Genomic DNA, 22,547 nt, shown 5'->3' on the forward strand with positions numbered 1-22,547 from the left:
GCTCGGCCTCACTCCAAGACGCCGAACCGCATGGTTTTTGAAGGGCGAACGGCCGCAGGACGGCCGTGCTCCTGTGGTTCCTGCCTACAACGCAAACGGCAAATGAATCTCCACGTTCTGCCGTTGCGCCAGGCGCATCTCGAACTCCGCCGGATCATGGATCAGCACGTCCTGTCCGGCGAACGCCTCGGCGGCGATCAGTCGCGACAGCCAGAAGCGCACGCAGGCGACCCGCAGCATGCTCGGCCAGTGCTCGGCTTCCAGCGCGGTGAACGGCCGGCGGTTGGCGTAGGCGGCGAGCAGGGCGCGGGCGCGGGCCGGGTCCAGGCTGCCGTCGGTATTGGAGCACCAGTCGTTCAGGGTGATCGCCAGGTCGTAGAGCATCCAGCCGGAGCAGGCGTTGTAGAAGTCGATCAGGCCGGCCAGGTGCGGGCCGTCGAACAGCACGTTGTCGCGGAACAGGTCGGCATGCAGGTTGGCGCGCGGCAGCGCTGGACGCTCGGCATCCAGCGCGGCGATCTCCGCCAGGGCCGGGGCGAGCAGGGCGCGGGCCTGTTCCGGTAGTCGCGGGGCGAGGTTGGCACCTTGTTCCAGCATCCAGGGCAGGCCACGGTCGCTCGGGCGTTCGAGGATGCGCCCGCGGGTGGCGGCGTGAAGGTGGCCGAGCAGATCGCCCACTTCCTGGCAGTGGTGGGCGTTCGGCTGCCGCTCGTGGCGGCCGGCCAGGCGCGGTTGCAGCAGCGCCGGCTTGCCTTCGAGACGGCGCAGGGCCTCGCCGTCGCGGGTGCGCAGGGCGTAGGGCACCGGCAGGCCGTCCTCGTGGAGCACGTCGAGCAGTTCGATGAAGAACGGCAGGTCCTGCACCGGGCCGCGCTCGACCAGGGTCAGGACGAACTCGCCGTGTTCCAGGCTGACGAAGAAGTTGCTGTTCTCGGAGCCTTCGGCGATGCCACGGAAATCCCGCAGGCGGCCCAGGTCGTAGGGGGCGAGGAAGGCTTCCAGGGTCGAGCGTTCGAGTGGGGTGAACACCGACATGTCAGCGCGGCCTCGCCAGGTTGGAAATGCACATCACCAGCTGAAGATCTCCCATTGTGGAATCAGCTTGTCCGGCTGGTCGGAGCGAATGAAGTTGCCATCGCTGCCGTCGGCGCGGACCAGGAAATAGGGTTTGCCATGCTTGGGAACCACCTTGATGGCGTAGAGGAAGCCATTCACGCGGTATTCCTGGATGGTCTTGTCGCCCTCCTGGCGGATGGTTACGTCGGGCTCGCCGGAGGGCGCGTCGTCGTCCGCCGCCATCGCGACGAGCGGGGCGAACGCCAGCAGTCCGGCGAGCATCAAGCGGTTCAGCGTACGCATGGTAACCTTGCTCCTTTATCGAATCGTCCAGGGTTCATTCTACACGCCCTGGTCTCCGGAAAAGGTTGATTCCCCTCATGAGCCAAGCGCCCCTCGTCCTGGTGGACGGTTCCTCGTACCTGTACCGCGCCTTCCATGCCCTGCCGCCGCTGACCACCTCGACCGGCAAGCCCACCGGTGCGGTGAAGGGCGTGCTGAACATGCTCCTGAGCCTGCGCAAGCAGTACCCGGACAGCCCGTTCGCGGTGGTCTTCGACGCCAAGGGCCCGACCTTCCGCGACGAGCTGTTCGCCGAGTACAAGGCCAACCGGCCGTCGATGCCCGACGACCTGCGGGTCCAGGTCGAGCCGCTGCATGCCAGCGTCCGCGCCCTCGGCCTGCCGCTGCTGTGCGTGGAGGGGGTCGAGGCCGACGACGTGATCGGCACCCTGGCGCGCAGCAGCGCCGCGGCTGACCGCCCGGTGGTGATTTCCACCGGCGACAAGGACATGGCGCAACTGGTCGACGGGCACATTACGCTGGTCAACACCATGACCGGTAGCCGCCTCGACGTGGATGGCGTGAAAGAGAAATTCGGCGTCGGTCCTGAGCTGATCATCGATTTCCTCGCCCTGATGGGCGACAAGGTCGACAACATCCCCGGCGTTCCGGGTGTCGGCGAGAAAACCGCGCTGGGCCTGCTGACCGGTGTCGGTGGCGGCCTGGAGGTGCTCTACGCCAGCCTGGACAAGGTGCCCGAGCTACCGATCCGCGGCGCCAAGGGCTTGCCGGCGAAGCTCGAGGAAAATCGCGAGCAGGCGTTCCTGTCCTATCAACTGGCGACCATCAAGACCGACGTCGAACTGGACGTGGAGATCGACAAGCTGTATCCCGGCGAGCCGCAGCGCGAAGCGCTGATCGCCCTGTACCGCGAGCTGGAGTTCAAGAACTGGCTGGACGACCTCCTGCGCGAGGCCAAGGAGGCCGGCGAGAACGGCGAGGCGGAAACGCCTATCCAGGCCGAGGTCGACTACGACGTGGTGCTCGACCAGGCCGGATTCGACGCCTGGCTGAAGAAGCTGGAGGAGGCCGAGCTGATCGCCTTCGATACCGAGACCACCAGCATCGACGCCCAGCAGGCGCAGGTGGTGGGGGTGTCCTTCGCCGTGAAGGAGGGCGAGGCCGCCTACGTGCCGCTGGCCCACAGCTACATGGGCGTTCCGGAGCAACTGGACCGTGACGCGGTGCTGCGTGCGTTGAAACCGCTGCTGGAGGATCCGAAGAAGCTCAAGGTCGGCCAGCATGCCAAGTACGACATCAATGTCCTGGCCAATGCCAGCACCCCCATCGCGCTGCGGGGCGTAGCCTACGACACCATGCTCGAGTCCTATGTGCTGGACTCCACCGCCACTCGCCACGACATGGACAGCCTGGCCCTGAAGTACCTCGGCCACAGCACCATCCGTTTCGAGGACATCGCCGGCAAGGGCGCCAAGCAACTGACCTTCGACCAGATCGCCATCGAACAGGCCGGGCCCTATGCGGCGGAGGACGCCGACGTGACCCTGCGCCTGCACCAGGCCCTGTGGCAGAAGCTGGAGGCGATCCCGTCCCTGGCCAGGGTCCTGACCGACATCGAGATGCCGTTGGTACCGGTGCTGGCGCGGATCGAGCGCAACGGCGCGCTGGTCGACGCCAACCTGCTGGGCATCCAGAGCCGCGAACTGGGCGAGAAGATGGTCGCCCTGGAGCGCCAGGCATACGACCTGGCAGGGCAGGAATTCAACCTCGGCTCGCCCAAGCAGCTCGGCGCGATCCTCTACGACAAGCTCGGCCTGCCGGTTCTGAGCAAGACCGCGACCGGCCAGCCGTCCACCGCCGAGGCAGTGCTCGCCGAACTGGCCGAGCAGGACTTCGAGCTGCCCAAGGTGATCATGCAGTACCGCTCCATGAGCAAGCTCAAGAGCACCTACACCGACCGCCTGCCCGAGCAGATCAACCCGCGTACCGGACGCATCCATACCTCATACCACCAGGCGGTGGCGGCTACCGGGCGGCTGTCGTCGAGCGACCCGAACCTGCAGAACATCCCGATCCGTACCGCGGAGGGCCGGCGCATCCGCCAGGCGTTCGTCGCGCCGCAGGGCTACAAGCTATTGGCCGCGGACTACTCGCAGATCGAGCTGCGGATCATGGCCCACCTGGCCAAGGACGATGGCCTGCTGGATGCCTTCCGCCACGACCTGGACGTACACCGCGCCACCGCGGCGGAAGTCTTCGGCGTGCCGCTGGAAGACGTCAGCGGCGACCAGCGACGCAGCGCCAAGGCGATCAACTTCGGATTGATCTACGGCATGAGCGCCTTCGGCCTGGCCAAGCAGATCGGCGTCGAGCGCAAGGAGGCCCAGGCCTACATCGACCGTTACTTCGCCCGCTACCCCGGCGTCCTGGCGTACATGGAACGGACCCGCGCCCAGGCCGCGGAGCAGGGCTTCGTCGAAACCCTGTTCGGCCGTCGCCTGTACCTGCCGGAGATCCATTCGAAGAACGGCGCCATGCGCAAGGCCGCCGAGCGCACCGCGATCAACGCGCCGATGCAGGGCACCGCGGCGGACATCATGAAGCGCGCCATGGTCGCTGTGGATAACTGGCTGCAGGAAAGCGGCCTCGATGCCCGGGTGATCCTCCAGGTGCACGACGAACTGGTGCTGGAAGTGCGCGAGGAGCTGGTCGAGCAGGTGTGCGAGGGAATCCGCCCGCTGATGAGCGGAGCGGCGACCCTGGACGTACCGCTGGTGGTCGAGGCGGGTGTCGGTTCGAACTGGGACGAAGCCCACTGATGAACGGTTGCGAGGCCCGTGTGGCGGGCCTTGCGAGCAGGTCCGGAGTGCCCGGTGAGGGTGCCGTGGAAAAGTTTTTCGCGGTGCGCTGAACTTTCCCGTTTTGCCGACAGTCAGAACACACGAATGGCTTCTTGAGCCCTTCGATGCTCCTTTGCAGTGTTTAGTGTTGGCAGATTCCTGGACCCCGCCCTAGCGGTCCGGACTTGAACCCCGAACTTCCCCCTCCCCATACGAAGCTCGGGGTTTTTTTTGCCTGGAATTCAGGCTTCCTCGAACGCCTCTTGTTCCTCGTCCAGCAGGCCCAGCCATTGCGCCAGGACCATTTGCGCCTCGTCGACGCCCTGGCGCTTGGGCGCGGAGAACAGTTGCAGGGTGGCGACGTCGCCCCAGCCTTGCTGGACTTCCCGGCGTACCTTGAGCAGGGCGTTCTTGGCCGCGCCGAAGGCCAGCTTGTCGGCCTTGGTCATCAGTACATGGATCGGTAGCTGGCTGGCCTGGGCCCAATCCAGCATCAGTCGGTCGAAGTCGGTGAGCGGGTGGCGGATGTCCATCATCAGGAACACCCCGGCCAGGCTTGCGCGGCTGCTCAGGTAGGCTTCCAGGTGGCGCTGCCAGTGCTGCTTCAGGGGGATCGGCACCTTCGCGTAGCCGTAGCCGGGCAGGTCCACCAGGCGCCGCGAGTCGTCCAGGGCGAAGAAATTGAGCAGTTGGGTACGTCCCGGGGTTTTCGAGGTGCGCGCCAGGTTGGCGTGAGTGAGGGTGTTCAGCGCGCTCGACTTGCCGGCATTGGAGCGCCCGGCGAAAGCGACTTCCAGGCCTTCGTCGGGGGGGCACTGGTCGACCTGGGCGGCACTGATGAGAAAGCTGGCCTTCTGGCACAGGCCGACGATGGGGTTCTTCTCTGACATGGGTTATCCACAGGGGTGCGACTCGGTGTCGCGGGGGGCTGTTTCGTTTCCGTTTCGGTATCGGAAGTATATAATGCCGCGGATTTTGTGTGCGCTTTATCCCCCAGGGTCGAGCGCGCGCGGGAACGGACAGAGCATTTTCCGCGCGGTAGAACGCGGGCGTTCCCCCTGATGAGGACGATCATGAAGAAACTGCTGCTCGCAGCGACAGTCGTTGCGGTGGCCGTTACGGCGCAGGCGGCGCAGGACCCGGAAGCAGTGTTCAACCGGACCTGTGGCGCGTGTCACGACGGCCAGCTGCCGATGGCGCCGAAAAAGGGCGACCATGCCGCCTGGGAGCTGCGGCTGGCCAAGGGCATGCCGACCCTGGTCCAGCATGTGACCAACGGATTCAACGCCATGCCGCCCCGCGGCCTGTGCACCGACTGCAGTGCCGAAGACTACCAGGCAACCATCCAGTGGATGGTGAAGAAGTAGCCGAAGCCCACTATCTTTCACCCTTAGCCGTAATTGGATTAGCTGATGAACAAACTTCTCGTGAGTCTGCTGTTGACCCTGGGTCTGACCGGCCTTGCCCATGCCGCTGGCGATGCCGCCGCGGGCCAGGCGAAAGCCGCGGTGTGCGGCGCCTGTCACGGTGCGGATGGCAACAGCCCGGCGCCGAACTTCCCGAAACTGGCCGGCCAGGGCGAGCGTTACCTGCTCAAGCAGATGCATGACATCAAGGACGGCAAGCGTACCGTGCTGGAAATGACCGGGCTGCTGACCAACCTCAGCGACCAGGACCTGGCCGACATCGCCGCCTACTTCGCCAGCCAGAAGATGAGCGTCGGCATGGCCGATCCGAACCTGGTGGCCCAGGGCGAAGCGCTGTTCCGCGGCGGCAAGATCGCCGAAGGCATGCCGGCCTGCACCGGTTGCCATTCCCCGAGCGGCGTCGGCATCGCAACCGCCGGTTTCCCGCACCTGGGCGGCCAGCACGCGACCTACGTGGCCAAGCAGCTGACCGACTTCCGCGAAGGCACCCGCACCAACGACGGCGACACCAAGATCATGCAGTCCATCGCCGCCAAGCTGTCGAACAAGGACATCGCCGCGATTTCCAGCTACATCCAGGGTCTGCACTGATCGCTGCGTAGCACGGCAAAAAAGATGTATGAAAAAGGGTGGCCTCGGCTGCCCTTTTTTGCGTCCGCCATCGCTACAATGCTGGAACCCGTGACCGCTCCCCCCGGTCGAACTGACCGGGCCGAACCCGGCCGGAGAGCGGCACTGACCTCGCCTAGGAGTGAACGATGCGTAACCTGATTCTCACCGCCATGCTGGCCATGGCCAGCCTGTTCGGCATGGCCGCCCAGGCCGACGACTATACCGCCGGCAAGGAATACGTCGAGCTGAGCAGCCCGGTGCCGGTGTCCCAGCCGGGCAAGATCGAAGTGGTGGAACTGTTCTGGTATGGCTGCCCGCATTGCTACGCGTTCGAGCCGACCATCGTGCCGTGGAGCGAGAAGCTGCCGGCAGATGTCCATTTCGTGCGCCTGCCTGCCCTGTTCGGCGGTATCTGGAACGTCCATGGGCAGATGTTCCTGACCCTGGAAAGCATGGGTGTCGAGCATGACGTACACAACGCCGTGTTCGAGGCGATCCACAAGGAGCACAAGAAGCTCGCCACTCCGGAAGAAATGGCCGATTTCCTCGCCGGCAAGGGCGTGGACAAGGAAAAATTCCTGAGCACCTATAATTCCTTTGCCATCAAGGGCCAGATGGAAAAGGCCAAGAAGCTGGCGATGGCCTACCAGGTCACCGGCGTACCGACCATGGTGGTCAATGGCAAATACCGCTTCGACATCGGCTCCGCCGGTGGTCCGGAGGAAACCCTCAAGCTGGCCGACTACCTGATCGAGAAAGAGCGCGCAGCGGCCAAGAAGTAGGCAAGGTGATTCGGCATGTTGCGCCGCTGGCAGCGTGAACCTCGGGTCGCAGGCAGCTGCGACCCGCGAGTGAACCCCTCCTGTGACGATTCGCGGGAGCTGCCCGACGACGGCCGCCTGCGCCTTCTCAGCTTCAACATCCAGGTCGGTATCAGCACCGAGCGCTACCGCCACTACCTGACCCGCGGTTGGCAGCACCTGCTGCCCCACGCGGGGCGGGCGACCAACCTGAAGCGGATCGGCGAACTGCTCGCCGACTACGACCTCGTCGCCCTCCAGGAAGCCGACGGCGGCAGCCTGCGTTCCGGCTACGTCAATCAGGTCGAGCACTTGGCCCAGTTGGGGGCGTTCCCCTACTGGTACCAGCAGCTCAACCGCAACCTCGGGCGTATCGCCCAGCACAGCAACGGCCTGCTCAGCCGCTGGCGGCCGACCCTGCTGGAAGATCATCCGTTGCCCGGTCCGCCGGGACGCGGCGCGATCTTCGTGCGCTTTGGCGAAGGCGCCGACGCGCTGGTGGTAGTGATGATGCATCTCGCTCTCGGCGCTCGCACCCGCACCCGCCAGCTCGCCTATATCCGCGAGCTGATCGGCGACTACCGCCACCAGGTGCTGATGGGCGACATGAACACCCACGCCGTCGATCTTCTGGAAAACTCGCCCCTGCGCGACCTCGGCCTGATGGCGCCGCAGGTCGAGGCGACGTTTCCCAGCTGGCGGCCGCAGCGCAATCTTGATCATATCCTGCTCAGTTCCGATCTCGCTCTCGAGCGGGTCGACGTGCTCGACCAGCCGATCTCCGACCATCTGCCGGTATCGGTGGAGATTCGCCTGCCGGACAACCTGCGCGACAAGGCCTTGGTCGTGCGCGGGGATGCCGGGAGTCCGCCATGAGTCGCGACGACGTCCAGCGCTGGAAAGACAAGTACCTGGAGAACATCGAGCAGCAGGAGCGCCTGCAACGGCGCTGGGATGCCCGGATCGACCTGCTGCGTCGCGGCCTGGTGCGTAGCAGTCTGGCGGCCGAAGGCAGCGACAAGGCGGTCGACCAGTGCATGAAGGAGCTGCGCGAGATCCTCCGTCGCGACGACATGGACGCCGGCCTGTCGGGCCTGATTCCGCGCCTGGAAAAGGCCGTGCTCGACTCCGAACAGCGCCGCCAGCAACGCACCCAGCAGAACATCGATGCTCTCGGCGAACTGGCCCAGCAGTTGCTGGCCCTGGACCTGCCGCGGGAACTGCGCAAGCCGCTGAAGCAGTTCGCCCGCGATATCGAGGAGCGCGCCCGGCAGTCGCGCGAGATTCCGATCCTGCTCAGCGAGCTGAGCAGGCTGCAACGCCAGGCGCTGGCCGAGCGCAAGGGCGGCGATGCCGAAGACGGTCGCCCGAGCCTGTTGCAACGCCTGTTCGGCGGCAAGGAGTCGGAAACCACCGCGGAGCCGAGCGCATCGGTGCCGTCCGTTGTGGCGGCAAGCAATACACCGATCCAACCGGCGGCGGCCGCGCCGTCCCTGCCGGTCGCCGAGCACGACGAGGCGCCAGGCGGTCCGCCGCAGCCGTTGCCCGCCCGCACGGTCGCCGCCATCGAAAGCGCGCCAGCGGGTTGGGTCGGGGTCGCCGAGCGTGGCGAGCCGAACCAGATCCTGCTGGATGAGCCCCGGGAAATCTGGCTCGACAGCCTGCCGCTACCGGCCGGCCTGAGCTTTAGCGAGACGCTGGAAGAAGCGGGTGCGGAGCCGTCGCCCGCAATGCCGGCGGACGTTGAAAGCGCGCCCGAAGCTCCGGCCACTCCTGTGGATAACCTCGACGGGCAGGCGGTAGACGAGGCCTACGAACTGCCGCCGCCGATACCGGAGCCCGGCTACAGCGCGGTGGCGCCGCACATCGAGGCCAGCCTGCTGCGGCTGCTCGACGGCCTGTCCCTGCCGAGCAGCCACCAGCCCCAGGCCGAGGCGCTGCGGGAGCGGATCGATGGCAGCCTGAACTGGTATGAGCTGGTGCCGGTACTCGACGACCTGGCGGTGCTGGTGCTGTCCCTGGCGGACAGTGGCCAGCGCGACTTCGAGGAATACCTGCGGCAACTCAACGAGCGCCTGGAAAGCTTCCTCGGCCACCTAGGCGACGCCCACGCCGGCTATACCGACGTGCTGGACAACGCGCGCGGCTTCGACCAATCGCTGCGTGAGCAGGTCAGTGGCCTGCAGGCCAGCGTGCAGCAGGCGACCGACCTGAACAGCCTCAAGCTGGCGGTGGACAGCCGGCTGAACGGCCTGCTTGCCTCCATGGACGAACACCAGCGCGAACAGGCCGAGCACGAACAGGAGGTGTCCGGCCGCCTGCAGGCGCTGATGGAGCGGGTCAACAGCATGGAGCAGGATGCCAAGGCGTTCCACAGCCACCTGGAGGACCAGCGACAGAAAGCCCTGACCGATCCGCTGACCGGCCTGCCCAACCGCGCGGCGCTCAGCGAGCGCCTGGAACAGGAAGTGGCGCGCCGGCACCGGGACGGCGGCGATCTGCTGCTGGCGGTGCTGGACATCGACCACTTCAAGCGGATCAACGACGACTTCGGCCACCTGGCCGGGGACAAGGTGCTGAAGATCATTGCCGGCGAATTGCGCAAACGGTTGCGGCAGGCCGATTTCATCGCCCGTTTCGGCGGCGAGGAGTTCGTCGTCCTGCTCCCGGCCACGTCCCTGGAAGCCGGCCGGCAACTGCTCGAACGGCTGCGCGCGGCGATCGCCGCCTGTCCGTTCCATTTCAAGGGCGAGCCCCTGAGCATCACCTGTTCCGCCGGCATCACCGCGTTCGAAGGCAACGAGGCCGGCGAAGCGGTTTTCGAGCGTGCCGACCAGGCGCTGTATCGAGCCAAGCGCGCCGGCCGGGACCGCCTGGAAGTGGCCTGAAGGGCGACCAGCGCACATTCCGACGACTCGGGACGGGCTCGCCTGCAGGTGTTGCCGCGGCTCGCTAGAATGGTCCCGCCCGGTAGAATGACCGGCTGTCCCGCTCTGGAAACTCCCATGGATATGTTCGGCGTCGCCGTCCTGATCTTTCTGGTCACCGACCCCTTCGGCAACATCGCCGTGTTCCTCGCCGCGCTGAAAGGCGTCGCACCTGGGCGCCGCCTGCGCGTGGCGTTTCGCGAGCTGGCTTTCGCCCTGGGCCTGCTGCTGCTCTTCCTCACCCTCGGCGAGCACATCCTCAGCGGCCTCGGCCTGTCCCGCGAGGCGACCGGGATCGCGGGTGGCATCATCCTGTTCGTGATCGCCATGCGCCTGATCTTCCCGTCGCCCCAAGGGCTGCTCGGCGAAGTGCCCGACGGCGAGCCGCTGCTGGTACCCCTGGCCACCCCGGCGGTGGCCGGGCCCTCGGCGCTGGCGATGCTGATCACCCTGCGCACCACCTTCGACGGTCCGCTGTGGGAGCTTTACCTGGCGGTGGTGCTGGCCTGGGCCGCTACTGCGCTGATCCTGCTGCAGGCGGCGTTCCTCCAGCGTTTCCTCGGCCCGCGCGGGCTGACCGCCATCGAGCGCCTGGCCGGCATGCTGCTGATCATGCTCAGCGTCGATATGCTGTTGGACAACCTGCGCAGCGTGTTGCACATCGCCGCCTGACCACGCTGCCTATCTTTCGGAGTCATCATGCGTTCGTTCGTTCTACTGGCTTTCACCCTGTCGCTGCTGGCCGGCTGCTCCAGCGGCCCGCGCCTGAACACCGACTACACCTCGGCGAACCAGGACAGCCGCGTCCAGTTCATCGTCCTCCACTACACCTCCACCGATCTGCCGCATTCGCTGGGCATCCTCACCCACGGCGGCGTCAGCGCGCACTACCTGATCGGCGACGACGAGCCGGCCACCGTCTACCGCCTGGTGGATGAGAACCGCCGCGCCTGGCACGCCGGGGTCAGTGAATGGCAGGGCCGGACCTGGCTGAACGCCACCTCGATCGGCATCGAGATCGTCAACCAGGGCTATCGCGATACACCCCAGGGGCGGGTCTGGTATCCGTTCAGCGAAGCGCAGATCCAGGCGCTGATCCCCCTGTTGAAGGACATCGCCAAGCGCCACGGCATCACCCCGGACCGGATCATCGGACACAGCGATATCGCGCCGGGCCGCAAGGTCGATCCGGGTCCGCTGTTCCCCTGGAAGCGCCTCGCCGACGCCGGCCTGGTGCCCTGGCCGAAGCCCGGCGAATTGGCGCGCCGGCTCGCCGAACTGAACGGCCAGCTGCCGGATGTGCGCTGGTTCCAGCAGCAGTTGGCGCGGCACGGTTACCTGGTGCCGCAGACCGGCGAGCTGGAGAAGGACACCCGCGACGTCATCGGCGCTTTCCAGATGAAATACCGTCCGGCCCGCTTCGATGGCGAGCCGGACCTGGAAACCGCCGCCCTGCTGCTGGCGGTGCCGACTTCCTGAGGCCTGTGGAAAAGCCTGCCGGGAGCGGCCCCGGTCACACCGGCAGCAGCATGTAGAAGCGCGCGCCCTGGCCCGGTTGCGAGCGCACCGCGATGCGCCCGCCATGCAGCTGGATGATTTCCTTGCACAGCGCCAGGCCGAGGCCGGCGCCGCCCTTCTTGCGTCCGACCTGGACGAAAGGCTCGAAGATCCGTCCTTGCTGGCTGAAGGGAATGCCTTCGCCATTGTCTTCCACCGCGATCAGCACCCGGTCGCCCTGGCGCCGGGCCTGCAGGTGGATCTGCCCGCCTTCGCTGCTATGGCGCAGGGCGTTTTCCAGCAGGTTGTCGATCACCCGCTCGATCTGCAGGCGATCGAGCTGCAGGCGCGGCAGCTCATCGCCCAGCTCCAGTTGCAGCGAGACCCGGCGGGCCTCGCCCTTGGGAATGAAACGCTGCTGCGCCTGGGTGAGCAGGTCGACGAGGTCGCAGGAAGCCAGTTCGAGCTTCTGCATGCCGGTCTGGTAGCGCGAGAAGTTCAACAGGTCGTTGATCAGCAGGACCAGCCGCGACATCTCTTCGTCCACCGTCTGGATCAGGTCCGCTTCCCGCGACTCAGCGGGGAAGTCCAGGCGTTCGCGGAGCAGGCTGAAGGCCATCTGCATGCCGGTCACCGGCGTGCGCAGTTCGTGGGAGGCGCGCAGGACGAATTCGCTGCGGACCCGTTCGAAGGCGCGCTGCTCGGTCACGTCGCGGACCACCAGCACCGCGCCGACGCTATGCCCGCCGGGATGGGTGACCGGATACAGCGACCAGGCCAGCAGGCGCGACTCGCCGGCGACGTCCACCACCAGGTCGGGCATCGCCTCGTCCTGGACTTCGCCGAGCAGGGCCTTTTCCACCGCCTCCTGGACATCGACATCGCTGAGTATTTCGTCGATCCGCTTGCCATGGGGGTCGTTGGAGACGAACAACTGGCGGATCGCGACCGGGTTGGCGTGTTCGATGCGTCCCTGGTTGTCGAAGATCACCAGGCCGTCGTCGATGCTGTCGAGTACCGCCTGCAGGCGCCGCTCGCCGGAAAGCACCTCTTCGACGCTGGTCTTGCGATACTGCCGCAGGGCCTCGGCCATCAGGCCGAAACGCCGGGTCAACTGGCCGACCTCGGCGACGTTGGTCATCGGCAGGGTCACGTCGAAATCGCCTTCGCCGATCCTGTCCGCCGCCCGCGCCAGGGTTTCGATCGGCGCGCCGAAGCGCCGGGCGATGCTGTGGGCGGTGACGAAACCGATCAGCAGGATGGCGACGCCCACCAGGCCAAGCAGGCCGGCGACCAGGTAGGCACGATGGCGGGCGCTGGTCTCGGCTTCGCTGATGCCGGCCAGCGCCAGTTGCTGCAGGTCCTGCAGGCGCAGGCGCAGGCCATTGAAGGCTTCGCTGAAGCCGTCGTTGTCGGCCATGGGCGCCTCGAGCAGGGCCGGGGTGTGCGCCTGCAGTTGCAGGTAGGCGTCGCGGACGCCATCCAGGGCGGCCTGCTCGGCGCTGTCGACGGTATTCGCCCGGCCCTGTTCCAGGACTCGTCGGAAGTCGTTTTGCGAGCGCTCCAGGGCCTGCCCGTCGGGGGTTTCGCGGAGCAGTATGACCAACTGGTCGCCGAGCAACTGGCGCAGTTGCTGGCTCACCTCGATGGTCGCGTAGTGGTGCGACATCCGTTGTTCCTGGGCGCGGCCGAGCTGCATCACGCTGAACAGCCCGAGCAGCAGGCCGAACAGCGAGACGGTGATCAGCGCGGAAATGCTGAGGAACAACCGGGTCCGGAGCTTCATCGGCAGCGGCATGCTCATAGGCCGTACTGCTTGCGCTTCCGGTACAGGGTCGAGGCATCGATACCGAGGGTCTTGGCGGCCTGGTCGAGGGTCGCGCTGGAGGCCATCACCGCCGTGATATGGGCTTTCTCCAGGTCTTCCAGGCTCAGCGATTCGCCGATCCGCGGCGCGCTGCTGGCAGATTGCGCAGCGCTGAAACCGAGGTGGTCGACATCCACCAGTTCCTGGTTGCAGATGATGCTGGCGCGTTCGATCACGTTGCGTAGCTCGCGTACGTTGCCCGGCCAGGGGTATTGCCGCATGGCCTCGCGGGCGGCTTCGCTGAAGCCGCGGGCGGGGCGGCCGTAGTCCTTGACGAAGCGGGCGAGGAAACGTTCGGCCAGGCCGAGGATATCCTCGGCGCGTTCGCGCAGGGGAGGCAGGTTGAGCACGATCACGTTGAGGCGGTAGAGCAGGTCCTCGCGGAACTGGCCCTGGGCGACCATCGCGCCCAGGTCGCGGTTGGTCGCGGCAAGGATGCGTACGTCGGCGCGGCGGGTCACCGGATCGCCGACGCGTTCGTATTCCTTGTCCTGGATGAAGCGCAGCAGCTTGGGTTGCAAGGTCAGCGGGAAGTCGCCGATCTCGTCGAGGAACAGGGTGCCGCCGTCAGCCTGGCTGACCCTGCCCAGGGTGCTTTCGGTGGCACCGGTGAAGGCGCCGCGACTGTGCCCGAACAGTTCGCTTTCCATCAGTTCGGCGGTCAGCGACGGGCAGTTGATGGTGACCTGGGGCTTCTTCGCGCGTTTGCTCCAGGTGTGGATGGCGCGTGCCAGTTCGCCCTTGCCGGAGCCGGATTCGCCGAGGATGAGGATGTTGGCGTCGGTCGCCGCTACCTGGCGCGCGGTCTCCAGTACCGCGGCCATGGCCGGGCTGTGCGATTCCAGGCCGTCGCCCTGGCGGCGCACTTCGTCCTCCAGGGCCTCCAGGCGCGCGGTCAGTTGGCGCACCTCCAGTTGCTTGGCGGCGGCCAGGCGCAGTTGGTCCGGGCTGCAGGGCTTGACCAGGTAATCCACCGCGCCGGCCTGCATGGCGTCGACCGCGGTATCCACCGCCGAATGCGCGGTGACGATCACCACGCGCATCCATGGCGCCTGGACGCGCATCTGGGCGAGAACGTCGAGCCCGTTGTCTTCGCCCAGGCGCAGGTCGAGGAAGCACAGGTCGAATACCTGGCGCTGCAACAGGGCCTCCGCCTGCGGCGCGCTGCTGGCGGTGGCCACGCTGTAGCCTTCGTCTTCGAGGCAATAACGGAAAGTGCGCAGGATCGCCGACTCGTCATCGACCAGCAGGATGCGCCCCTGTTTTTCGGAAGTGGTTTCCATCGTTGCTTTTTATCCTCTAGGGAATTCACTGCCATTCGGCTTCTGGGTTAGTCCCCGGAAAGCCCATGCAAGTTGCAGAGCGCCCCGCCGCCCATCCGGGCGGCCAGGGCGGCGTGCAACCCGCCGATGTCTGTTCTTGGGTTTTCGGGAAGCCGTGGCGGCTCCACGGATGGCTCCGGGTAGCAGGTGCCGGGTCGCTTCCCTGTTGCATGTGACAGCGTACCGCGCCGATCGTGCAAAACGCCCGGAATAATTTGTCGCGTCGTGCAGGATGAACTGCGCAGACTACCTGGGTTGTTTTATAACTTATTGAATTAAAAGTATTTTTATTTTTCAGAAAGGCTGGCATGGGGCGTGCAATGAGGTAGTCACGGTCTCCCTGAAGAAAAAATGGACACAGGCCGGTTCGCTACCCCGATGGGCCCGGCCCCGAGGCGGTACCGACAGTTCCGAAGGCACACAGGAGAAAACATCATGCTTAGTTGGGCTATCACCTTTCTGATCATCGCCATCATCGCTGCCGTCCTCGGGTTTGGTGGCATCGCAGGTGCCGCCACCGGAATCGCGAAGATCCTCTTCGTGCTGTTCCTGGTGCTCTTCGTGGTCTCGTTCTTCTTCGGACGCCGTCGCGGCTAGCCGGATGCCAAGGAGAAAGCGATGCGACTCATGCGTAACCTGATGAACGCACTGCTGCTCGGTGCCGCCGCCAGTTCGCTGGCGGTGGCGGCCGACAGGGACGGTGAATACCGCTTGAACGAATTGCAGAGCACCGATGCCGGATACCGCGAGGCCTGGCAGAACCTGGTGGAAGACGAGAGCCGCTTGCCCGACTGGGTGATGAATCTCTCGGGAACCGCTACGCCGATGCATGCCGTCGACGACCAGGGCGACAAGTATCTGGTTGGCGGTCTCTGCGAGAAGTCCGATTGCAAGGGCCAGCGCCTGCTGGTCGCCTTCGATTGGGACAAGAGTCATGCCTACGGGCTCTACGTGCAGGTGCCCGAAGGGCTGCCGCAGGACAAGTCGCCGAGCAAGCACGCCAGCTTCCGCTGGCTGGGCAAGCCGGAACCGGCGGTACAGAAGATCCTCGACGAACAACTCAAGGCCGATCCGAACTGGTACTGAGGCGGAACGGGCTTGCGTGACACCGCCCCGCCCGCAGCGGGGCATGGCCAGGGGACCGGGATGCGCTGGGTGAGGTCGATCCGGCGGGTTCCAGGGGTACAGGGAGTACCTCCTTCGGGGTCGGGCCAGGCGAAAACGCGCCGGAGGGGAGCCACCGATGTCTCGCTGCCTTCCGGCGCGCTTCTATATATAGAAGGGGTACGATGCTCCGCCGTCCGGCGGAGCGTCGGCTTCCGCAGCGATACTCCGCGAACTTCCCTGATATCGATCAATGTCTGTGGATGGCGGAGTCGTTTTACAATCGACCGCCCGCGCGTTCCGAGGCGCCCTCCCAGAAGGGCTTTACCGCGCGGTTATCCACAGAATGCCGCTTATCCACAGCCGGCGATGGCGTGCCGGACGGCCTTGCGTGTCCTGCGACCATGCATCGCAGCGATGATGAGCGACTTTCAACTTCCCAGGATGGGCACGAGGCTCCCGGGCCTTGCACGGAGTGCCTTCCGCTCCCTGTTCTTGTACGAAAATCAAGGGCAATCTCCTGTGGGACGGACGTTTCATTAGTGATTTCTCATGCCGATTCGGCATGGGGCAGTCACTTACGGCATTAGACGGGGTAGGGGAGCGCATGAATCATTGCGCCCTTTCGCCTGTCGGGAGCGACTCTCCCGTTGGAGCGACTCCCGACTTCCACAAGAATTAAGGGTGACGAAACATGGGTAAAGCCAAGCTAAGCCTCGCCTGGCAGATCGTGATCGGTCTGGCACTCGGTATCGCCGTCGGCGCAGTGCTCAACCATTTCAGCGCCGAAAAGGCCTGGTGGATCGCCAACGTGCTGCAACCGGCCGGCGACATCTTCATCCGTCTGATCAAGATGATCGTGGTGCCGATCGTGATTTCCTCGCTGGTGGTCGGCATCGCCGGCGTCGGCGACGCGAAGAAGCTTGGCCGCATCGGCCTGAAGACCATCATCTACTTCGAGATCGTCACCACCGTCGCCATCGTCGTCGGCCTGCTGCTGGCCAACCTGTTCCAGCCCGGCACCGGCATCGACATGAGCACCCTGGGTACCGTGGACATTTCCCAGTACCAGAAGACCACCCAGGAAGTGCAGCATGACCATGCGTTCATCGCGACCATCCTCAACCTGATTCCCTCCAACGTCTTCGCCGCCATCGCCCGTGGCGAGATGCTGCCGATCATCTTCTTCTCGGTGATGTTCGGCCTCGGCCTGTCGAGCCTGCCCAACGACCTGCGCGAGCCGCTGGTGAAGGTGTTCCAGGGCGTTTCCGAGACCATGTTCAAGGTCACCCACATGATCATGAAGTACGCCCCTATCGGTGTCTTCGCCCTGATCGCGGTGACCGTCGCCAACTTCGGCTTCGCCTCGCTGCTGCCGCTGGCCAAGCTGGTGATCCTGGTCTACGTGGCCATCGTCTTCTTCGCCCTGGTGGTGCTGGGCCTGATCGCGCGGATGTTCGGCTTCTCGATCATGCGCCTGATCCGCATCTTCAAGGACGACCTGGTCCTCGCCTATTCCACCGCCAGCTCGGAAACCGTGCTGCCGCGCATCATCGAGAAAATGGAAGCCTACGGCGCGCCGAAGGCGATCAGCAGCTTCGTGGTGCCCACCGGCTACTCCTTCAACCTCGATGGCTCGACCCTGTACCAGAGCATCGCGGCGATCTTCATCGCGCAGCTCTACGGCATCGACCTGTCCATCGGCCAGCAGATCATGCTGGTGCTGACCCTGATGGTGACCTCCAAGGGTATCGCCGGCGTGCCGGGCGTATCCTTCGTGGTGCTGCTCGCCACCCTGGGCAGCGTCGGCATCCCGCTCGAGGGCCTGGCCTTCATCGCCGGCGTGGACCGCATCATGGACATGGCGCGCACCGCCCTCAACGTGATCGGCAATGCCCTCGCGGTGCTGGTCATCTCCAAGTGGGAAGGCATGTACGACGCGGCCAAGGGCCAGCGCTACTGGGATTCGCTGCCGCACCTGCGGCAGGCGGTCGGCGAAGCCAAGGGCAAGCAGGCCACCCTCGAATAAGGCGGCTTCCCGCCCAGGAGGCCCCGGCATCGTCCGGGGCCTCGGCGTTTCTGGCGCCGGCACCGCCTGCGCCGCTATCATCCGCGCAACGCGGGGGATTCTGAATGCTGAACGGCTTGTGGTTGGGTTTTTTCCTGGTGGCGGCGGCGAGTGCGCTGGCGCGCTGGTTGATCGGCGGCGATGCGACGGTGTTCGCGGCGATGGTGGAGAGCCTGTTCGCCATGGCCAAGCTGGCGGTCGAGGTGATGGTCCTGCTGTTCGGCACCCTGACGCTCTGGCTCGGCTTCCTGCGCATCGCCGAGAAGGCCGGGCTGGTGGAGCGCCTGGCGGTGCTGCTCGGTCCGTTGTTCCGCCGGCTGATGCCGGAAGTGCCGCCGGGGCATCCGGCGATCGGCCTGATCACCCTGAACTTCGCCGCCAATGGCCTGGGTCTGGACAACGCCGCCACGCCGATCGGCCTGAAGGCGATGAAGGCGTTGCAGGAGCTCAATCCCAGCAGCACCACCGCGAGCAATGCGCAGATCCTCTTCCTGGTGCTCAACGCCTCGTCCCTGACCCTGCTGCCGGTGACTATCTTCATGTACCGCGCGCAGCAGGGCGCGGCCGATCCGACCCTGGTATTCCTGCCGATCCTCCTGGCCACCAGCGCCTCGACCCTGGCCGGCCTGTTGTCGGTGGCGCTGATGCAGCGCCTGCGCTTGTGGGACCCGGTGGTGCTGGCCTACCTGATCCCCGGCGCGTTGCTGCTGGCCGGCTTCATGGCGGTGCTCGGCACGCTCTCGGCCACCGCGCTGGCGCAGCTGTCCTCGCTGCTGGGCAACCTGACGCTGTTCAGCCTGATCGTGCTGTTCCTGATCGTCGGCGCGCTGAAGAAGGTGCCGGTCTACGAGAGCTTCGTGGAGGGGGCGAAGGAAGGTTTCGACGTCGCCAGGAACCTGTTGCCGTACCTGGTCGCAATGCTTTGCGCGGTTGGCGTGTTGCGCGCCTCCGGGGCGCTGGAAGTGGTACTCGGCGGGATACGCTGGGCGGTCGAGGGGCTGGGTTGGGACAGCCGCTTCGTCGAAGCGCTGCCCACCGCGCTGGTCAAGCCGTTCTCCGGCAGCGCGGCGCGGGCGATGCTGCTGGAGACCATGCAGACCCACGGCGTCGACAGTTTCCCGGCGCTGGTCGCCGCCACCGTGCAGGGCAGTACCGAGACCACCTTCTACGTGCTCGCCGTCTATTTCGGCTCGGTCGGCCTGCAGCGCGCGCGCCACGCGGTGGGCTGCGCGCTGACCGCGGACCTGGCCGGGGTCATCGCCTCCATCGCCGTGTGCTACTGGTTCTTCGCCTGAGGTCGCCAGGCTTCGACGTCACTGGGTGACGTCGAAGCGCAGGGTGCCGATCATCTGTCCGGCCTCGGTGAGTACCTTCACCTGCCAGTGGCCGACCGGGTCGCCGGGGAAGTTCTGCTTGTGGGTCCAGGCCCGGTAGCCCTCCTTGCGGCCGCCGTGGATATCCAGGGCGATGCGGTCGAACTCCTTCCCGTTGAACATCCACACGTGATAGATGCGCTCGTCGAGGCCGCGCGGCGCGTTGATCGCGGTATAGGCGAACAGGCCCTGGCTGCGCAACTGGGCGGCGCCGACCTGCTCCAGGCTGTCGCCGGGCGTGCGGCTCTGGTCGTCGAACTGGCTGCTCACCGCCACTTCGGTCAGCCACAGGGTGGCCGGCGGTACCCAGGTGCGGCCGAACCATCCGGCCAGGCCCACCGCCAGGGTCAGGCCGAGAAGCAGGAAGCCGCGCCACCAGTGCTGTAGCGGGAAGGTCACGAGCAGGCTGGGGAAGGACAGCACGACAGCGATGCCCAGCGACAACCGGTAGCTTTCCGGGGTGGTCAGGTGCAGCAGGATCGGCAGCGAGGTCAGCAACACCGCGAACAGGGTCAGGGTGTGGTAGGCGAGGAACACCCAACGACGCCTGGACAGCCAGCGATAGTAGAGCGGATCGGTGATGGAGATCAGCGCCGCGGCGGCCAGCGTCCCTGTGAACAGCGCCTGCCCGCTGTTCCAGGTGGTGGTGATGAGAAAGAACGGGAGGACGAAGAACAGGCTTTCCTGGTGGATCAGTTGGGTCGCGTAGCGCAGCAGCGGCGCCGGGATCTCCCAGCCGAAGCGGCGGGCGAAGGTCTCCCGCAGGAGGTTCTCGAGGATCAACCAGACCCAGCTGACCAGCATGATGATCGCCAGCACCTGGGCGAAGCCCTTCTGCCGGTCGACCATGATGAAACTGAACACGCCCGAACAGAAGCCGAACAGGGCGATGGTGCGCGGATAGCGGGCCATCAGGCCGCTGACCAGGGCGATCAGTTGCTCCAGGCGGGCCTTGAGGACGGGGCGTTGTTGGTTGGGCATGGGGACCAGCGGGTTCTCGATCGGAGCTGCTCGGCCAGCCGGCCGGGGCGCGCAGCATAACCCCGGCCGGGTTTCCTGGGTATGAACGAAGGACAGCTGCCGCGTGGCGAATGTTTCCTTCGCCCGACAGAGGCTCCGCTCTCCTTTCTGGAGGTCGACCAGGGAAAAAGGCGTCGCTTTCCCGACCGATGGTCGCGAAGCTTTCGACAGCCTTTCAAACCCCTTCAATTCGCACCTTTCGGGCAATTTTAGATTGTTCGACAGCAGTTTTTACACATATGGTTACAACTCGGTCGATGGATGACGTACCCGCCTGCGTGGCCATCGACGCCGCCATGGACCGCTTCCCCGTGTCTGCCTGAGTGTGTGTCCCATGGCCTCTAATAAATCCAAAGGTGTCGCCATTTTCCGTGTGGTCAGTGGCAACTTCCTCGAGATGTACGACTTCATGGTGTATGGCTTCTACGCCACCGCCATCGCCAAGACCTTCTTCCCCGGCGACAACCCGTTCGCCTCCCTGATGCTGTCCCTCGCCACCTTTGGCGCCGGCTTCCTGATGCGGCCGCTGGGTGCGGTGTTCCTGGGCGCCTACATCGATCGCCACGGCCGCCGCCAGGGCCTGATCATCACCCTCGGCCTGATGGCCATGGGCACCCTGCTGATCGCCTTCGTTCCCGGCTATGCCACGCTGGGCGTGGCGGCGCCGTTGCTGGTGCTGTTCGGCCGGCTCCTGCAGGGTTTTTCCGCCGGCGTCGAGCTGGGAGGGGTTTCGGTCTACCTGTCGGAGATCGCCACGCCAGGACGCAAAGGCTTCTTCGTCAGTTGGCAGTCGGCCAGCCAGCAGGTCGCGGTGGTCTTCGCCGGCCTGCTCGGCGTGCTCCTCAACCAGTGGCTGAGCCCGCAGGAGATGGGCGAATGGGGCTGGCGCGTGCCGTTCTTCATCGGCTGCCTGATCGTTCCGGCGCTGTTCGTCATCCGTCGCTCGCTGGAGGAAACGCCGGAGTTCGAGGCGCGCACCCACCGACCGTCGCTGTCGCAGGTGCTGCGCTCCATCGGGCAGAACTTCGGCGTAGTGCTGGCCGGTACCGCGATGGTGGTGATGACCACCGTATCGTTCTACCTGATCACCGCCTACACGCCGACCTTCGGCAAGAACGAACTGCAACTGTCGGACCTCGACAGCCTGCTGGTGACCATGTGCATCGGCCTGTCCAACTTCATCTGGCTGCCGGTAATGGGCGCGTTCTCCGACCGCATCGGGCGCAAGCCATTGTTGCTGGGTGCCTCCGCGCTGGCACTGCTGACCGCCTACCCGGCGCTGTCCTGGCTGGTCCGCGAGCCGAGTTTCGCCGGCCTGCTCGGCGTCGAGTTGTGGCTGTCGTTCCTCTACAGCAGCTACAACGGCGCGATGGTGGTGGCGTTGACCGAGGTGATGCCGGCGGACGTGCGCACTACCGGTTTCTCCCTCGCCTACAGCCTGGCTACGGCGACCTTCGGTGGTTTCACCCCGGCGGTCTGCACCTGGCTGATCCACACCCTGGACAACCGCGCGGCCCCGGGCATCTGGCTCAGTGGCGCGGCGCTGCTGGGGCTGCTCGCCACCCTGGTACTGTTCCGCCGGCGCGGCAAGGAGATCGCCGAGGCCGAGCTGGCCAACGCCTGAGGCGTTTCGCCGCATGCCGTGCGTCGGCTCCCGCCGGGGCTGCGGCGGCGGCGTTGATGTCGATCAACCGGAGCTGCGCCAAACCGCGTAGACAGGAAGGAAGTGGTTGTACCGACTTCCTTCCCTTCCTGGAGATCGCATCATGTCCAATGTACAAAATGCCAGCCGGTCTTCCGCGTTCGCGGCGGTAGAGGGCGACCATTGGGTCGAGTCCCTCGACGATGGCCGCCACGTGCTGATCCGTCCCCTGCGCGAGGAGGACCGGGAGCGCGAACGCCAGTTCATCAACCGGCTGTCCCCGGCGACCCGCCACTTCCGCTTCCTCGGCGAGATCAAGGAAGCCAGCCCGGCGCTGCTCGATCAACTGATGGACATCGACTACCAGCAGAGCATGGCCTTCGTTGCCCTGGTGCACGAGGACGGTGAGCTGCGCGAGGTCGGTATCAGCCGCTACGCCGCCTGCTGCGAGGAAGGGCAGTGCGAATGCGCGGTAACCATCGCCGACGACTACCAGGGTCTGGGCCTCGACGCCGTGCTGATGCGCCATCTGATCGACGTGGCGCGGCGCAACGGCTTCCGCCAGATGTATTCGGTGGACTCGGCGGCCAACCGGGCGATGCGCGACCTTTGTTGCGCACTGGGCTTCGTCGGCCAGCGCGACCCGGACGACTCGACCCAGGTCATCCACCGCCTGGCCCTGTAGCCCG

At 65.7% G+C, this 22,547-nt stretch carries 20 protein-coding genes; 14 read left to right on the forward strand and 6 right to left on the reverse strand.

The window, feature by feature from the left end; translation table 11 throughout:
* Nucleotides 1-84: 84 nt before the first annotated feature.
* Nucleotides 85-1,035 (reverse strand): homoserine kinase, encoded by a 951-nt coding sequence (locus HMPREF1224_RS27790; protein ID WP_003102827.1) that lies wholly within the window; start codon nucleotides 1,033-1,035, stop codon nucleotides 85-87.
* A gap of 33 nt (nucleotides 1,036-1,068) precedes the next feature.
* Complete coding sequence (locus HMPREF1224_RS27795) at nucleotides 1,069-1,359, reverse strand: DUF2782 domain-containing protein (protein WP_003096984.1); 291 nt, start codon at nucleotides 1,357-1,359, stop codon at nucleotides 1,069-1,071.
* 77 nt (nucleotides 1,360-1,436) lie between these two features.
* Here HMPREF1224_RS27795 and polA point away from each other — a divergent pair, with 77 nt between their 5' ends.
* Nucleotides 1,437-4,178 carry a DNA polymerase I gene (gene polA, locus HMPREF1224_RS27800; protein WP_003118455.1) on the forward strand — a complete coding sequence of 914 codons (2,742 nt, stop codon included), beginning with the start codon at nucleotides 1,437-1,439 and terminating at the stop codon, nucleotides 4,176-4,178.
* A 263-nt stretch (nucleotides 4,179-4,441) separates the two neighbouring features.
* Here the strand turns inward: polA and yihA are convergent, their stop codons facing one another.
* The gene (yihA, locus tag HMPREF1224_RS27805; protein ID WP_003096980.1) at nucleotides 4,442-5,089 is read right to left on the reverse strand and encodes a ribosome biogenesis GTP-binding protein YihA/YsxC; all 648 of its coding nucleotides are present in this window, start codon (nucleotides 5,087-5,089) and stop codon (nucleotides 4,442-4,444) included.
* A gap of 183 nt (nucleotides 5,090-5,272) precedes the next feature.
* Between yihA and HMPREF1224_RS27810 the strand changes: the two genes are divergently transcribed.
* The 7 genes from HMPREF1224_RS27810 to ampDh2 all read left to right on the forward strand — a co-directional run bounded on the left by HMPREF1224_RS27810 (nucleotide 5,273) and on the right by ampDh2 (nucleotide 11,444).
* The gene (locus tag HMPREF1224_RS27810; RefSeq protein WP_010793621.1) at nucleotides 5,273-5,566 is read left to right on the forward strand and encodes a c-type cytochrome; all 294 of its coding nucleotides are present in this window, start codon (nucleotides 5,273-5,275) and stop codon (nucleotides 5,564-5,566) included.
* Nucleotides 5,567-5,611: 45 nt separating this feature from the next.
* A complete protein-coding gene (locus HMPREF1224_RS27815) occupies nucleotides 5,612-6,217 on the forward strand; it encodes a c-type cytochrome (RefSeq protein ID WP_003102831.1) in 606 nt (201 codons plus the stop codon).
* A 167-nt stretch (nucleotides 6,218-6,384) separates the two neighbouring features.
* Nucleotides 6,385-7,020: a thiol:disulfide interchange protein DsbA gene (gene dsbA / locus HMPREF1224_RS27820; RefSeq protein ID WP_003096976.1), complete on the forward strand. Its 636-nt coding sequence runs from the start codon at nucleotides 6,385-6,387 to the stop codon at nucleotides 7,018-7,020.
* 15 nt (nucleotides 7,021-7,035) lie between these two features.
* Nucleotides 7,036-7,914 carry an endonuclease/exonuclease/phosphatase family protein gene (locus HMPREF1224_RS27825; protein WP_003096975.1) on the forward strand — a complete coding sequence of 293 codons (879 nt, stop codon included), beginning with the start codon at nucleotides 7,036-7,038 and terminating at the stop codon, nucleotides 7,912-7,914.
* A complete protein-coding gene (dgcP, locus tag HMPREF1224_RS27830) occupies nucleotides 7,911-9,926 on the forward strand; it encodes a diguanylate cyclase DgcP (protein ID WP_003114121.1) in 2,016 nt (671 codons plus the stop codon). Before HMPREF1224_RS27825 ends, dgcP begins: the two co-directional genes overlap by 4 nt.
* A 117-nt stretch (nucleotides 9,927-10,043) precedes the next feature.
* Complete coding sequence (locus tag HMPREF1224_RS27835; RefSeq protein ID WP_003102836.1) at nucleotides 10,044-10,637, forward strand: MarC family protein; 594 nt, start codon at nucleotides 10,044-10,046, stop codon at nucleotides 10,635-10,637.
* A gap of 27 nt (nucleotides 10,638-10,664) precedes the next feature.
* Nucleotides 10,665-11,444 carry an N-acetylmuramoyl-L-alanine amidase AmpDh2 gene (gene ampDh2, locus HMPREF1224_RS27840; protein WP_003096970.1) on the forward strand — a complete coding sequence of 260 codons (780 nt, stop codon included), beginning with the start codon at nucleotides 10,665-10,667 and terminating at the stop codon, nucleotides 11,442-11,444.
* A 34-nt stretch (nucleotides 11,445-11,478) separates the two neighbouring features.
* Here the strand turns inward: ampDh2 and HMPREF1224_RS27845 are convergent, their stop codons facing one another.
* Both HMPREF1224_RS27845 and algB read right to left on the reverse strand, forming a co-directional pair.
* Nucleotides 11,479-13,266: a KinB sensor domain-containing domain gene (locus tag HMPREF1224_RS27845; RefSeq protein ID WP_003114120.1), complete on the reverse strand. Its 1,788-nt coding sequence runs from the start codon at nucleotides 13,264-13,266 to the stop codon at nucleotides 11,479-11,481.
* Nucleotides 13,263-14,612: a sigma-54-dependent response regulator transcription factor AlgB gene (algB, locus tag HMPREF1224_RS27850; protein ID WP_003102840.1), complete on the reverse strand. Its 1,350-nt coding sequence runs from the start codon at nucleotides 14,610-14,612 to the stop codon at nucleotides 13,263-13,265. Before algB ends, HMPREF1224_RS27845 begins: the two co-directional genes overlap by 4 nt.
* A gap of 474 nt (nucleotides 14,613-15,086) precedes the next feature.
* Between algB and HMPREF1224_RS27855 the strand changes: the two genes are divergently transcribed.
* The 4 genes from HMPREF1224_RS27855 to HMPREF1224_RS27870 all read left to right on the forward strand — a co-directional run bounded on the left by HMPREF1224_RS27855 (nucleotide 15,087) and on the right by HMPREF1224_RS27870 (nucleotide 19,118).
* Nucleotides 15,087-15,248: a DUF1328 domain-containing protein gene (locus HMPREF1224_RS27855; RefSeq protein WP_003096961.1), complete on the forward strand. Its 162-nt coding sequence runs from the start codon at nucleotides 15,087-15,089 to the stop codon at nucleotides 15,246-15,248.
* 21 nt (nucleotides 15,249-15,269) lie between these two features.
* Complete coding sequence (locus HMPREF1224_RS27860) at nucleotides 15,270-15,737, forward strand: inhibitor of vertebrate lysozyme family protein (RefSeq protein WP_003096958.1); 468 nt, start codon at nucleotides 15,270-15,272, stop codon at nucleotides 15,735-15,737.
* 712 nt (nucleotides 15,738-16,449) lie between these two features.
* Entirely contained in the window at nucleotides 16,450-17,784 is a 1,335-nt protein-coding gene (gltP, locus tag HMPREF1224_RS27865) for a glutamate/aspartate:proton symporter GltP (RefSeq protein WP_003096956.1), read from the forward strand.
* Nucleotides 17,785-17,888: 104 nt separating this feature from the next.
* A complete protein-coding gene (locus tag HMPREF1224_RS27870) occupies nucleotides 17,889-19,118 on the forward strand; it encodes a nucleoside recognition domain-containing protein (RefSeq protein ID WP_003102844.1) in 1,230 nt (409 codons plus the stop codon).
* A gap of 18 nt (nucleotides 19,119-19,136) precedes the next feature.
* Here the strand turns inward: HMPREF1224_RS27870 and HMPREF1224_RS27875 are convergent, their stop codons facing one another.
* Complete coding sequence (locus tag HMPREF1224_RS27875) at nucleotides 19,137-20,177, reverse strand: DUF5924 family protein (protein ID WP_003118457.1); 1,041 nt, start codon at nucleotides 20,175-20,177, stop codon at nucleotides 19,137-19,139.
* Between the two features lie 373 nt (nucleotides 20,178-20,550).
* Between HMPREF1224_RS27875 and HMPREF1224_RS27880 the strand changes: the two genes are divergently transcribed.
* Entirely contained in the window at nucleotides 20,551-21,840 is a 1,290-nt protein-coding gene (locus HMPREF1224_RS27880; protein ID WP_010793622.1) for an MFS transporter, read from the forward strand.
* 142 nt (nucleotides 21,841-21,982) lie between these two features.
* A complete protein-coding gene (locus HMPREF1224_RS27885; RefSeq protein WP_003096934.1) occupies nucleotides 21,983-22,543 on the forward strand; it encodes a GNAT family N-acetyltransferase in 561 nt (186 codons plus the stop codon).
* Nucleotides 22,544-22,547: the final 4 nt, after the last annotated feature.

Origin of the sequence: Pseudomonas sp. P179 (genome assembly GCF_000478485.2) — a bacterium.
GTDB lineage: Bacteria > Pseudomonadota > Gammaproteobacteria > Pseudomonadales > Pseudomonadaceae > Pseudomonas > Pseudomonas aeruginosa.